This window comes from Streptomyces sp. NPDC025806, assembly GCF_055558275.1.
This window is the reverse complement of record NZ_JBVHMU010000019.1, coordinates 142,659-155,643: the sequence shown is the minus strand read 5'-3', so window position 1 is coordinate 155,643 and position 12,985 is coordinate 142,659. Positions and strand designations below refer to the sequence as shown.

The window sequence follows — 12,985 nt, the reverse complement described above, 5'->3', positions numbered from 1 at the left end:
GCGGTGTCCGGTGCGTGCGATCGCAAGGCGCCGGAGCGTCCTCATAGCGGAGCTATTAGGTCGTTTCGGCAACGCCGCGAGCGTGCGTGCCGGGCACCGCGGGGCAGGCGGGACTTTCGACACACGCCCTAGATGCGGGGCGAGCCCGTGGGCGGGGTGCCGCGGTGGTGCGCGGCGCGGGCGGTGAACTCCGCGGCGCGCAGCACCCGTTGGACGTTGCCCCAGGTGAGCTGGGCCAGGTCGGTCTCGGGCCAGCCGCGTTCGATGAGCTCGCCGATGAGCGCCGGGTAGCCGGAGACGTCGTCGAGGCCCTCGGGGTGCGCGGTCGCGGTGTCGTACATGCCGGAGAGTCCGACGGCGCCGGGGCCCGCGATCTGGCGTACGTGGTCGAGGTGATCGGCGACGTCGCGGAGCGCGGGCCCGGTGCGGTCGGCGGAGCAGGGCACGAGGCACAGGCCGCCGGACGCGCCGAGGGCGGCGAGGAGCTCGTCCGGGGCGTTGTCGGCGTGGTGGTTGAGGGCCTGGGCGGCGGAGCGGGTGAGGATCGCCGGGGCCTTGGAGACGGCGAACACGTCGCGGGCGGTCGCGGGGGACGCGCCGGTGAGGTCGACGAGCATGCCGAGCCGGTTCATCTCCCGGACGATCTCCTCGCCGAACCGGTTCAGGCCGGTGTCACCGGCCCATGCGGTGCCGCTGAGGGTGAGGGCGCGCAGGCCGAGGGCGTGCAGGCCGCGCAGGGTGCCGAGGGAGTCGCCGGCTGCTGCGGCCGGGGCGGGTCCGATGAGGACGGCGGTGCGGCCGTGGGCGCGGGCGTCGGCGGTCTCGGACGCGGAGCGGGCCAGGCGCAGGCCTTCGGGGTAGCGGTCGACGACGTGGTTGACGAGGTCGATCTGTTCGAGGGCGCTGGTGACGGGCTTCTCGCCCGCGATGTGCAGCGCCCACAGGAGGGCGCCGGTGCCGCCGGCGCGCAGCCGTGGCAGGTCGGTCTCGACGGCGCTCTCGCCCAGCTCCAGGTCGTACCAGGGCAGGGTGCGCAGGGCTTGGAGGAGGCCGCTGTAGCCGTCGGCTATGGGGTGTCGCGCGAGCAGCTCGTGGGCCTGGGCCGGGTCGGGGGTGGTGGGGACCGGTGGGGGCGGGGCCGATGTGGGGGCGGGCTGGTCGAGCTCGCCGGCTTCGGCGGGGGCGCTGATGTGATCCTGCAGTTCTGCCATGAGGGTCCTGCTTAATTCGGTGAAGCGTTCGGCCCACCGTGGCACGCGGTGCGGCAGGGTTCGCGGTGAGTAGTGCGAACGGGTGAGCGCGCCGGATTCCGGCGCGCTCACCCGTTCCTCAGGAGATGCCCTGTCCGCTCTACGCGTCGAGCTGCTCCAGCGTCGCGTTCGACGGGCCCCGCCTGCTCTGGAGGTCGCGGGCGACGGACTCGGCGTCGCCGAGCACGCGGACCGCGTTGCGCCAGGTGAGCTTGGCGAGGTCGTCCCGGGACCAGCCGCGGGAGACGAGCTCCGCGATCAGGTTCGGGTAGCCGGAGACGTCGTCGAGGCCGTCGGGGGTGAACGCGGTCCCGTCGTAGTCGCCGCCGATGCCGATGTGGTCGACGCCGGCGACCTCGCGCATGTGGTCGAGATGGTCGGCGACGGTGGCGGCGGTGGCGATCGGGCGCGGCCGCGCCTCCTCGAAGGCGCGGTGCAGCTTCATCGCCTCGGGGGACGTGTCGAGGTGGTGGAAGCCGTGGGAGCGCAGGTTCTCGTCGGCGGCGGCCGTCCAGTCGACGGCGGCCTGGAGGACGAACTTCGGTACGAAGGTCGCCATGGCCACGCCGCCGTTGCCGGACAGGCGGGCCAGGACGTCGTCCGGGATGTTGCGCGGGTGGTCGCAGACGGCGCGCGAGGACGAGTGCGAGAAGATCACCGGCGCCTCGGTCACGTCGAGGGCCGCGCGCATCGTGGTGGCGGCGACGTGCGAGAGGTCGACGAGCATGCCCTCGCGGTTCATCTCGCGCACGACCTCGCGGCCGAACGCGGAGAGACCGCCGACGCCGGGCTCGTCGGTCGCCGAGTCCGCCCACGCGATGTTGTCGTTGTGGGTGAGCGTCATGTAGCGCACGCCGAGCGCGTACAGGGCGCGGAGCGTGGCCAGCGAGTTGTTGATGGAGTGGCCGCCCTCGGCGCCCTTGAGGGAGGCGATGCGGCCCTCGGCACGGGCGGCCTCCATGTCGGCGGCGGTGAGCGCGGCGCGCAGGTCGGCCGGGTGGCGGGCGACGAGCTGGTCGACGCAGTCGATCTGCTCCAGCGTGGCGCTGACCGCCGCGTCGCCGGCCAGGTCCGAGCGGACGTACACGGACCAGAACTGGGCGCCGACGCCGCCGGCCCGCAGCCGGGCCAGGTCGGTGTGCAGGTGGGCGCTCTGGTCGGCGGCGATGTCGCGCGCGTCGAGGTCGTACGTGACCTGCTCGCGCAGCGCCCACGGCAGGTCGTTGTGCCCGTCGACGACCGGGAAGTCGGCGAGGAGGGCGCGGGCCTGCTCCAGGGCCTCGGGGGTGACGGTCATGCCGCTCACTTCCCGAAGCCGAAGCCGGCGCCCGCGCCTTCGACCTTGGACCGCAGGCGCTTGCCCTTCTCGGTGGCCTGGTCGTTGAGCTCCTGCTGGAACTCGCGCATGCGGGCGAGGAGGTCCTCGTCGTGCGCGGCGAGCATGCGGGCGGCGAGCAGGCCCGCGTTGCGCGCGCCGCCGACCGAGACGGTGGCCACGGGGACGCCGGCGGGCATCTGCACGATGGAGAGCAGGGAGTCCATGCCGTCGAGGTACTTGAGCGGGACGGGGACGCCGATGACGGGCAGCGGGGTCACCGAGGCGAGCATGCCGGGCAGGTGGGCGGCGCCGCCGGCGCCGGCGATGATCGCCTTGAGGCCCCGGCCCGCGGCCTGCTCGCCGTACGCGATCATCTCGTGCGGCATGCGGTGCGCGGAGACGACGTCGACCTCGTAGGGGATCTCGAACTCGTCCAGGGCCTTGGCCGCGGCCTCCATGACGGGCCAGTCGGAGTCCGACCCCATCACGATGCCGACGACGGGGTGCGAGGGGCTCTCGGGGCTCATTCGGTGATGGTCCCTCTCAGGTATCCGGCTGCGTGACGGGCGCGCTCCAGCACGTCGTCGAGGTCGTCGCCGTAGGTGTTGACGTGGCCCACCTTGCGTCCGGGCTTCACGTCCTTGCCGTACATGTGGATCTTGAGCTGGGGGTCGCGGGCCATGCAGTGCAGGTACGCGCTGTACATGTCCGGGTAGTCGCCGCCCAGGACGTTGGCCATGACGGTCCAGGTCGCGCGGGGGCGCGGGTCGCCGAGCGGGAGGTCGAGGACGGCCCGCACGTGGTTGGCGAACTGCGAGGTGATCGCGCCGTCCTGGGTCCAGTGGCCGGAGTTGTGCGGGCGCATCGCCAGCTCGTTGACGAGGATGCGGCCGTCGCGGGTCTCGAACAGCTCGACCGCGAGGTGGCCGACGACGCCGAGCTCCTGAGCGACGCGCAGCGCCAGCTCCTGGGCCTCGCCCGCGAGGGTCTCGTCGAGGTCGGGGGCCGGGGCGATCACGGTGTCGCAGACGCCGTCGACCTGCTGGGACTCGACGACGGGGTAGGCGACGGCCTGGCCGTGCGGGGAGCGGACGACGTTGGCCGCGAGCTCGCGGCGGAAGTCGACCTTCTCCTCGGCGAGGACCGGCACGCCGGCCTTGAAGGGTTCGGCGGCGTCCGCCTCGGAGCGCACGAACCAGACGCCCTTGCCGTCGTAGCCGCCGCGCACCGTCTTGAGGATGACGGGATACCCGTCGCCCTCCTCGGCGAACGCGGTGACGTCGGCGGGGCCGGTCACGATGCGGTGGCGCGGACACGGCACGCCGATGGAGGTGAGCTTCTCCCGCATGACGCCCTTGTCCTGGGCGTGCACGAGCGCGTCCGGTCCGGGGCGCACGGGTATGCCGTCCGCCTCCAGGGCCTTGAGGTGCTCGGTGGGCACGTGCTCGTGATCGAAGGTGATCACGTCACAGCCGCGCGCGAACGCGCGCAGCGTGTCCAGGTCGCGATAGTCGCCGACGACGACCTCGCTGACGACCTGCGCCGCGGAATCCTGAGGAGTGTCACTGAGGAGCTTGAACTTGATGCCGAGCGGGATGCCCGCCTCGTGTGTCATACGAGCGAGCTGGCCACCGCCGACCATGCCGACTACCGGAAACGTCACACCCTCAGGGTATCGGCCAATCGGCCGGTTCCCGCACGGGCGAGCTTTTGGAGGAACCTCCACACAGGGCGTCTCCCGGCGTTCACGGGGGTCGCTGGCTAGCATGGACGGGGCGGTTGTGACCGACCGCCCGACCATTTCACGGGGACGACGGGGGCTGAGGCGGCACCATGACAGCGACCACGGAGCGAACACCCCCGTCCGGGCCGGGCGGGCTGCGCGGGCGCTTCGCCGCCCTGTTCCGGGAGATCGCCAAGTTCGGCGTCGTCGGCGCGCTCGGCGTCCTGGTGAACTTCGGCGTCTTCAACCTGATGCGGCACGGCACGGACCTCCAGGTCGTGCGGGCCAGCGTGATCGCGACGGTGGTCGCCATCGCCTTCAACTACGTGGGGTTCCGCTACTTCACGTACCGCGACCGCGACAAGAGCGGCCGGGCGAAGGAGCTGACGCTGTTCCTGCTGTTCAGCGTGGTGGGCCTGGTGATCGAGAACGGGGTCCTGTACGTGGCGACGTACGGGTTCGACTGGGACAGCCCGCTGCAGAGCAACGTGTTCAAGTTCCTCGGCATGGGTCTGGCGACCCTGTTCCGCTTCTGGTCGTACCGGACCTGGGTGTTCCGGGCGCTGCCGGCCCGGGAGGCCGTGGCCAGTGCCGAATCGTTCCTTGAACAGCCGGACCGCGACGTCCACCGCGTGAAGTAGCCGGCCCGGCCCTGGTCCGCTACCGGATCGTGTGCCCGGCCTCGTCGCCGTCCTGGTTCTTCCTCATCGGGGTGCGCGACAGGAACAGGCCGAAGACCGGCGGGGACGCCTGCAGCATCTCCAGACGGCCGCCGTCGGCCTCGGCGAGGTCGCGGGCGACGGCCAGGCCGATGCCGGTCGAGTTGCGGCCCGAGATGGTCCGCTCGAAGATCCGCGAACCCAGCTCGGAGGGGACTCCGGGACCCTCGTCGGTGACCTCGACGACCGCCTGGTTGCCGGTGACGCGGGTACGCAGGGCGACGGTGCCGCCGCCGTGCATGAGCGAGTTCTCGATCAGCGCGGCGAGCACCTGGGCGACGGCGCCCGGGGTGCCGACGGCCGTCAGGTGCCGCTTGCCCGACGAGACGATGGCGCGGCCCGCGCTGCGGTAGGCGGGGCGCCACTCCTCCAACTGCTGCTTGATGACCTCGTCCAGGTCGAAGGAGACGGCCGAGCCGGTGCGCGGGTCGCGCGAGTTGGTGAGCAGCCGCTCGACGACGTCGGTGAGCCGCTCCACCTGCGCGAGCGCGATCGTCGCCTCCTCCTTCACCTCGTCCAGGTCGTCCGTCATCGTGATCTCCTCCAGGCGCATGGAGAGCGCCGTGAGAGGGGTGCGCAGCTGGTGCGAGGCGTCGGCGGCCAGGCGCCGCTCGGCGGTGAGCATACGGGCGATGCGTTCGGCGGAGCCGTCGAGGACGTCGGCGACGCGGTCCAGCTCGGGGACGCCGTAGCGCTTGTGGCGGGGGCGCGGGTCGCCGGAGCCGAGGCGCTCCGCGGTGGAGGCGAGGTCGGTGAGCGGGGAGGTCAGGCGGTTGGCCTGGCGGACCGCGAGCAGAACGGCGGCGACGACGGCGAGCAGGGCGACCCCGGCGATGATCAGCAGGGTGCGGCCGACCTCCTGGGTGACCGCCGAGCGGGGCTCCTCGACGGTGACCTTCTCGCCCTGCTCCCCCGGCGCGGTGTACGCGATGACGTCGCCCTCGGGCTTGTCGCCGAGTTCGAGGGGCGGGTGGCCGGGCATCTCGATGACGGCGTACCGCTCCTCGATGGCGACCTGGTCCTTGAGGATGCCGACGGTGACCTGTTCGTCGCTGAGCAGTCGGCTGTCCACGATGGAGGCGAGCCGCACCGCCTCCGACTCCACCCGCTCCCGGGCGCTGTTGGTGATGGTCCGGGTCTCGACGATGACGAGACTCACCCCGAACACGGCGATCACGACGAGCACGACGGCGAGCGTGGAATTGATCAGACGACGACGCATGCCCTTCAGTGTCCCGGATCAGCGCGATATAGAGGCGCCGCCCCTGGGGGCGCACGGAGTGTGCCCTTCAGGGGCGCGGGGAACTGCGCGAGCAACCACGACGGCGCTGAGGCCGCGAACAACGGGGAAGCCCCTACGGCGCTGAGGCCACGGGGCTCCGCCCCGGACCCCGCTGCTCAATCGCCGCAGGGGCTTGGTCTGGGGATCGGTCAGCTCTTTTCGAAGCGGAAACCCACACCCCGCACCGTGGCGATGTACCGCGGATTCGCCGCGTCGTCGCCGAGCTTCTTCCGGAGCCACGAGATGTGCATGTCGAGCGTCTTGGTCGAGGACCACCACGTCGTGTCCCAGACCTCGCGCATGAGCTGGTCCCGGGTCACGACGCGCCCCGCGTCCCGCACGAGCACCCGCAGGAGATCGAACTCCTTCGCCGTGAGCTGGAGTTCCTCCTCGCCCATCCAGGCCCGGTGTGACTCGACGTCGATGCGGACGCCGTGCGTGGCCGGCGCCTCCTTCGGCTCGGCGGAGCCGCGCCGCAGGAGGGCCCGGACCCGGGCGAGGAGTTCGGCGAGACGGAAGGGCTTGGTGACGTAGTCGTCCGCGCCCGCGTCGAGGCCCACGACCGTGTCCACCTCGTCGGCGCGGGCGGTCAGGATGAGGATCGGCACCGTGTGCCCCTCGGCACGCAGCCGTCGGGCCACTTCGAGGCCGTCCATCCCGGGCAGCCCCAGGTCGAGCACGACGAGGTCGATGCTGCCCTGGAGTCCGGCGTCGAGCGCGGTGGGCCCGTCTTCGCGGACCTCGACCTCGTATCCCTCCCTGCGCAGGGCGCGGGCCAGCGGCTCCGAGATGGACGCGTCGTCCTCGGCGAGCAGTACACGGGTCATGGGGTGATGGTAGTCCGCGCCGGTGGACGCCTGTGGGGGGAACGCCCGTAGATCACCTCCGCCTTGACCACGGGCGAGGCCCCGCTCCCCCGGAGATCAGAACGGAACCTGCGGCTCCGGGTTCGCGTCCTACGGGTCTGGGGTGCGAAGCTGAGAATTGCCTTGGAATTCGCTCAGCGGTTCCTTCCTGGCCTGTGATCCATCTCTCAAGTCCTTCCATATCCCGCCCTGTGGTGTCGTAAGGTGACTCAACGCCTGATGCACTACTGGGGGACCTTTGCAGCGCACCGCGCACTGAAGGTCCCTTTCCTGTGTGAGCTGACGAGTGTCAGCGTCGACATGGAATGACCTGTGGCCGGGCCCTGCGCGCAAGTAGCGCGCCGGGCATGGATCCCGGGCCCGCCGCACCAGATCCCCCGAGGCGTGGGGAGGGCGGCAGGACCCGGTGCCGGCCAGACCCCACAGGGGACCCGTCCCGAACCCGGCGACGTGCCCCCGAGACCCCACGAGGATCGACCCATGGCGTCCAGCCTCACGAAGGACGCGGCCAGCACTGCTGGCCCGCAGAAGACCTTCTTCGGCCACCCCCGCGGACTGGCCACTCTCTTCATGACCGAGATGTGGGAGCGTTTCTCCTACTACGGCATGCGCGCCCTTCTCCCGCTGTACCTGGTCGCCCCCGCGGGGCTCGGCCTCGACGCGGGCACCGCCATCGCCATCTACTCCGTCTACATGTCGACGGTGTACCTGCTCGCCATGCCCGGCGGCTGGTTCGGCGACCGTGTCTGGGGCCCGCGCAAGACCACGGCGATCGCCGCGTCCATCATCATGGCGGGCCACCTGGTCCTCGCCCTGCCGATGGCCGCGACCTTCTACTTCGGCCTGCTGCTGGTCGCGATCGGCTCCGGTCTGCTGAAGTCCAACATCTCGACGATGGTGGGCCACCTGTACGACGGCCCGTCCGACCCGCGTCGTGACGGCGGCTTCACGCTCTTCTACATCGGCATCAACCTCGGTGCCTTCGCCGCCCCGCTGATCATCGGCACCGTCGGCCAGAACGTGAACTGGCACTTCGGCTTCGCGCTCGCCGCGCTCGGCATGGCCCTCGGCCTGGTCCAGTTCCTGCTCGGCACCAAGCACCTGGACGCCAAGTCCCACGTGGTGCCGAAGCCGCTGAGCGCCCAGGAGCGCGCGGCCACGCTGAAGAAGGCCATGATCTGGCTGCTCGTCGCGGTCGTCTTCTACGGCATCGTCGGCGGCACCGGTATGTGGACCCTGAAGTGGGCCACGAACCCGCTGCTGATCATCGGTCTGATCGTCCCGGTCGTCGTCCTGTTCCGCATCAAGCGGGACAAGGAGCTGACCCAGACCGAGCAGACCAAGGTCTCCGGCTACATCTGGTTCTTCGTCGCCGCGGCCGTCTTCTGGATGATCTACGACCAGGGTGGCTCCACCCTGTCGATCTTCGCCGACAGCAACGTCAACACCTCGGTGTTCGGCTGGGACTTCCCGGTCTCCTGGTTCCAGTCGGTCAACCCGGTCCTCGTCATGGCGCTGGCCCCGGTCGCCGCCTGGCTCTGGCTCTACCTGGCCCGTTCGGGCAAGGAGCCGAGCACGATCGCCAAGTTCTCGGCCGGTCTGGCCCTGATCGGCATCTCCTTCTTCGTCTTCCTGCTGCCGCTGACGGCCTCGGGCGACGGCAAGGTCAGCCCCTGGTGGATCGTCCTGATCTACTTCTGCCAGACCGTCGGTGAGCTGTGCCTCTCCCCGGTCGGCCTGTCGGTCACCACGAAGATGGCGCCCGCCAAGTACAGCTCCCAGATGATGGGTGTCTGGTTCCTCGCGGTCACCGCGGGCGACGCCGTCACCGGTCTGCTGTCGAACAACGGCGTGAACCTGGACACGAAGCCGATGGTCGCCGTCGAGGCGCTCGCGGCCGTCCTCGCCGGCGCGGCGATCTTCATGTACCGCAGGCGCGTCAAGGAGCTCATGGGCGACGTCCGCTGACGTCCCCCGGACCCCGCTGAACGCAGAGGGCCCGCCGCACCGATCCGGTGCGGCGGGCCCTCGCCGTTTCTCAGGGGCCGCGTCACGCCTCCCGCGCCACGACAGGCACGTCGAGCGGCCGCTCGTGCAGCCGTACGGCGTGCCCGCACACGGCGCACGGCCGGTTGGCGAAGTCGCCGCCGCCCAGCGCCGACGCCGCGATGTTCAGCGCGGTGTCGGCAGCCGCCGCGGCCCGGACCTTCAGTCCGGACTCGTCGCAGCGGCGGCAGGCGGGGTGGACGTCGGTCTCCTGGGCGGTGGTGTCCGCTGCGGTCATGGGGCGCGCTCGTCTCGGTCGTACGGGTGATGCGTACGACCGAGACTAACGCCCGACGATCTTCATCCGGCCTGGTCAGCGCCGTGTCTCGGTGTGACGACTATCGCCTGGCCCGACGGGCCCGAGGAAGGAACGTGAAGACCGCTCCACCCATCAGGATCACCGTGCCCGCCACCAGACCGAGGGCGCGCAGGGCGCCGTCGTTCGAGGCGCCGGTCTCGGCGAGGCCGCCGCTCGTGCCGGAGGCCGAACCGCCGGACGCGGAACCGCCCCCGGAGCCGGAGCTCGTGCCGCCGGACGCGCCGCCCGGCTGGGCCGCCGTGTCGATCTCCAGGGAGACCTCCGTCTTGGCGGGGGTGCAGGTGGTCGTCGTACCGAGCGCCTTCACCGTGAGGACACCCGGGGACAGCGTCGACTTGCCGTCGGCGCCCGGCTTGTAGGTGCCGGTGAGGTCCGGGATGGTCATCGGCTCGCCGGACTTGATCGGCTCCTTGTTGGTCGGGCCCTCGACGTGGACGGTGCCCTTGTCGGCGCCGCCCAGCTTCACCTCCATCGACGGCTTCACGGAGTCGGCCGGGATGTCGGCGGGGCTGTCCATGACGGCCTTCTTGAACTGGACGGTGAGCGCGTAGTTCCCGCCGTCCTTCTTGGCGTTGATCTGCACCGGGGACGTCGCGTTCTTGTCGCCGATGGGCGTCTTGCACTCGTAGGGGATCTGGACCTCCTTGCCGGTGAAGTCGGTCTTGCCCCCGTCACCGCCGCCCGAGCCACCGGACGTGGTGCCGCCCGAGGTGGTGGCGCCGCCGCTGTCCGAGCCGCCCGAGGACGTACCGCCCGCCGCGCCACCGCCGGACGTCGAGCCCCCCGACGCCGTGCCGCCGGACGTCGTGCCGCCCGAGCTCGTGCCCCCGGTGGAGCCGCCGGCGCCGTCGGTCACCTTGATGGTGACCGCCTTCGGGACCGCGCCCGTCGGGGAGCACTTGGTGTCGGTGGAGATCGGCTTGTTGACGTTGATGTTGTACGCGTCCGGTGTCAGCGTCACCTCACCCGGCTGGGTCAGCTTCAGCTTGCCCGCCATGTCGGACAGCACCATCGGGGAGCCCTTGGGGATGGGCGGGTTCTTGCGCGGGCCCTCCATCTTGAGGTCGCCGGTCTGCGCCCCGGCCACCTTGATGACGCCGCTCGGCTGGACCGTGTCGGCGCCCAGGTCGAGCACGTCCGGGTTCTTGGACGCGGCCTGCGTCGTCTTCCACACGACGTCGATCTCGTCGCCGACCTTCGCGGTGGCCGGCGCGACGATGTCGGTCGCCGTGGTGCCCTGGATCGGGGGCAGGCCGGAGATCGCCGGCGGGATGCACTCCGTCGGATACGAGGACGTGGCCGCCTGCGCCGGGGCTGCGGCCAGCCACAGCCCCGCACCGGACAGGATCAGGGCGCAGCCGGCCGCACCGGCTCTCCTTTGCCTGTTCACGTGGTTCCCTTCGTCGGACTGGTGTTGTCGGGCGGTGCGGAGAGCTGACCCGCCGCAGGCACGCCCGGACCGGTGTCCGGGGTGAACCAGGGCAGGGTGGTCGTGGAGGTGTCCGGGCCGCCGTCCGCCGGCGCGGCGGGCGCGGGCCGGTGGGCCGGCTGCGGGGTGCGCAGCTTCGGCAGCTTCACGGTGAGGTCGGCGAGCCGCTGGGCGCCCCGGTGCCGTCCGGCCGCGCCGCGGTCGCGCGGGCGCAGCCGGTCCACGACGGCCATGCCGATGCGGAACACGGCGGCCGGCACGACGACGCAGAGCAGGATCCAGAAGAGGGTGACGCCCCAGGGACGCCCGACGCCCCAGGGCTGTTCGGCCAGGACCTTTCCGCCGTACTTGAGCGACACGAGATAGCTGCCGTGCGCGCCGGCCGTGAGCTCGACGGGCAGCTCGATCCGCGCCTTGCGGCCGGCCTCGATCGTGCCGCGCCACTGCTGCTCCTCCCACTGCGGGGCGAACACGCCATGGGAGGTGCCGACCTGGAAGACGGGGTCCTTGACGGGCGTCGAGCCCACGTTGCCCACGGTGAAGGTGAACGTGCGCGCGGGCGGGGCGCCGAACCAGGTGAGGATGCCGCTGGAGCCTTCGAGCCGGGTGTCGGTGACCATGGTGAGCCGCCCGCCGGTGTCCTCCTTGGGCATCGCCTTCACGGGATGCCCGGCGACCAGGAACGCGGCGTCCGCCTGGGCCTTCTCCCCCGTCACCGTCGCGACGTGGACGACGCACGGGCACGGCACCGGCGGTTCGGCGACCGGCAGCTTCTTGCTGAAGGTGCCCTTGGAGTCGGTGGTGACGGCGAGCCCGTCCGCGTTGGCGCAGGAGTTGGTGCCGCCGACGACCCCGCGCTCCGGCGTGGACCGCCCGCACACCAGCATCATCAGGAGCGCGCTCGGGCGCCAGCCCTTCCCCTTCACGGTGATCGAACCCCCGGTCCCCGCCTGGGACTTGGAGAGGGTCACGGTCGGTTTCCCGGCGGCGCTCGCCGGTGCGGCGGCCGCGCCGGCGAGCAGCGCGGCCACGAGGCCGAGGACGGCGAGCAGCCGCGCGCCCGGCGCGCTGCGGCGTGTCATGACGTACTCCCTTGTGTGTCGGGGGCCGGTCGTCGGCGGCGCGCGTACCCGTACGCGGCCAGGCCGCCGCCCGCGAGCAGGGCCAGGCCGCCGCCGAGCGCGCCCCAGGGGATGAACCGGGCGGTCGTCGTGGCCGAGTCGCCGGCGCCGCCGCCCGCGGTGACGGTGACCTTCACGTCGACGTCGTCCAGGGCCGGCGCGTTCTTCCAGGGCTCGGTCAGGGTGACCCGGCGCCCCGGCAGCAGTTCGAGGGGCAGGGCGCGCGGGGCCCGGTCGAGCACCGCTCCGAAGAGTCCGTCGGCGCGGACGGCGAGGCGGGGGCTGAGCGTGGTGTTGCCGCGGTTGACGACGTCGTAGGTGATGGCGCCGGCGCGGGCCCGGACCCGTTCGACGGTGAGGGCCGACAGGGTCGGGCCGCTGACCCGCAGGTGGACGCTGACCCCGGCGTCGCGGCCACCCGCGCTCGCGACGACGGCGCCAGGATGGTCGCCGGGGACGGCGCCCGCGGGCACGCTCACCGTGAACGGGATCTCGGCGCGGGTGCGGGCCGGGACCCGTACGGAGGTGTCGGCGAACGTGATCCAGGCGCCGGTGTCCTTCGCACGGGTGCGCAGGCCGAGGGTGCCGTCCTTCTTGTTGTCGGCGTCGTCCGCGCGGAGGGTGATCTTCAGGGGGCGGGTGGTCGGGTTGGTGACGGCCACCTTGTCCTCCAGGACGGTGCCGGGGGTGCCCTCCGCGTAGATGTACGGTCGGGCGGCGCCGCCCGCGGACGGGGTGATCGTCCACATGGGCGCCGCCGCTTGGGCCGGGGCTGTGGTGCCGCCCCAGCTCAGGAGGGCGGCGCCCAGCAGCGCCCATGCGCCGTGCGACTTTCGGTGGGGTCGGCGGGTGCGGCGCCGTCGTGGTTGCTCGCGCCCCGCGGCGGAGCCGCTGATCGACACGGCCCCGCGC

Annotated in this window: 12 protein-coding genes; 2 read left to right on the top strand and 10 right to left on the bottom strand. The window is 71.9% G+C overall.

Translation table 11 applies throughout. From position 1 onward, the window contains the following. Positions 1-128: 128 nt before the first annotated feature. From ACZ4E1_RS33415 to ACZ4E1_RS33400, 4 genes are all read right to left on the bottom strand, one after another. On the bottom strand, positions 129-1,211 hold the full coding sequence (locus ACZ4E1_RS33415) for a membrane dipeptidase (RefSeq protein WP_467546584.1): 1,083 nt from the start codon (positions 1,209-1,211) through the stop codon (positions 129-131). A 139-nt stretch (positions 1,212-1,350) separates the two neighbouring features. Further along, on the bottom strand, positions 1,351-2,547 hold the full coding sequence (locus tag ACZ4E1_RS33410) for a dipeptidase (RefSeq protein ID WP_467546582.1): 1,197 nt from the start codon (positions 2,545-2,547) through the stop codon (positions 1,351-1,353). A gap of 5 nt (positions 2,548-2,552) precedes the next feature. Further along, the gene (gene purE / locus ACZ4E1_RS33405; RefSeq protein WP_399131050.1) at positions 2,553-3,095 is read right to left on the bottom strand and encodes a 5-(carboxyamino)imidazole ribonucleotide mutase; all 543 of its coding nucleotides are present in this window, start codon (positions 3,093-3,095) and stop codon (positions 2,553-2,555) included. Further along, positions 3,092-4,231 (bottom strand): 5-(carboxyamino)imidazole ribonucleotide synthase, encoded by a 1,140-nt coding sequence (locus ACZ4E1_RS33400; RefSeq protein WP_467546580.1) that lies wholly within the window; start codon positions 4,229-4,231, stop codon positions 3,092-3,094. The genes purE and ACZ4E1_RS33400 overlap by 4 nt, the downstream gene beginning before the upstream one ends. A 170-nt stretch (positions 4,232-4,401) precedes the next feature. On the opposite strand from ACZ4E1_RS33400, the gene ACZ4E1_RS33395 reads away from it, so the two are divergent. Then, on the top strand, positions 4,402-4,932 hold the full coding sequence (locus ACZ4E1_RS33395; RefSeq protein ID WP_467546578.1) for a GtrA family protein: 531 nt from the start codon (positions 4,402-4,404) through the stop codon (positions 4,930-4,932). A gap of 19 nt (positions 4,933-4,951) precedes the next feature. On the opposite strand, the gene ACZ4E1_RS33390 is transcribed toward ACZ4E1_RS33395, so the two are convergent. Then, positions 4,952-6,232, bottom strand: a complete 1,281-nt coding sequence (locus tag ACZ4E1_RS33390) for an ATP-binding protein (protein WP_467546576.1) — start codon at positions 6,230-6,232, stop codon at positions 4,952-4,954. Between the two features lie 209 nt (positions 6,233-6,441). Further along, positions 6,442-7,119 carry a response regulator transcription factor gene (locus ACZ4E1_RS33385; protein WP_188338522.1) on the bottom strand — a complete coding sequence of 226 codons (678 nt, stop codon included), beginning with the start codon at positions 7,117-7,119 and terminating at the stop codon, positions 6,442-6,444. Positions 7,120-7,638: 519 nt separating this feature from the next. Here ACZ4E1_RS33385 and ACZ4E1_RS33380 point away from each other — a divergent pair. Then, a complete protein-coding gene (locus ACZ4E1_RS33380; protein ID WP_467546573.1) occupies positions 7,639-9,126 on the top strand; it encodes a peptide MFS transporter in 1,488 nt (495 codons plus the stop codon). A gap of 82 nt (positions 9,127-9,208) precedes the next feature. Here ACZ4E1_RS33380 and ACZ4E1_RS33375 read toward each other — a convergent pair whose 3' ends face one another. The 4 genes from ACZ4E1_RS33375 to ACZ4E1_RS33360 form a co-directional block, all read right to left on the bottom strand. Further along, entirely contained in the window at positions 9,209-9,442 is a 234-nt protein-coding gene (locus ACZ4E1_RS33375) for a hypothetical protein (protein WP_467546572.1), read from the bottom strand. A gap of 100 nt (positions 9,443-9,542) precedes the next feature. After that, a complete protein-coding gene (locus tag ACZ4E1_RS33370) occupies positions 9,543-10,913 on the bottom strand; it encodes a hypothetical protein (protein ID WP_467546571.1) in 1,371 nt (456 codons plus the stop codon). After that, positions 10,910-12,034, bottom strand: a complete 1,125-nt coding sequence (locus tag ACZ4E1_RS33365; protein ID WP_467546569.1) for a hypothetical protein — start codon at positions 12,032-12,034, stop codon at positions 10,910-10,912. The genes ACZ4E1_RS33370 and ACZ4E1_RS33365 overlap by 4 nt, the downstream gene beginning before the upstream one ends. Next, positions 12,031-12,975 (bottom strand): COG1470 family protein, encoded by a 945-nt coding sequence (locus ACZ4E1_RS33360; RefSeq protein ID WP_467546567.1) that lies wholly within the window; start codon positions 12,973-12,975, stop codon positions 12,031-12,033. The genes ACZ4E1_RS33365 and ACZ4E1_RS33360 overlap by 4 nt, the downstream gene beginning before the upstream one ends. Between the last annotated feature and the right edge of the window lie 10 nt (positions 12,976-12,985).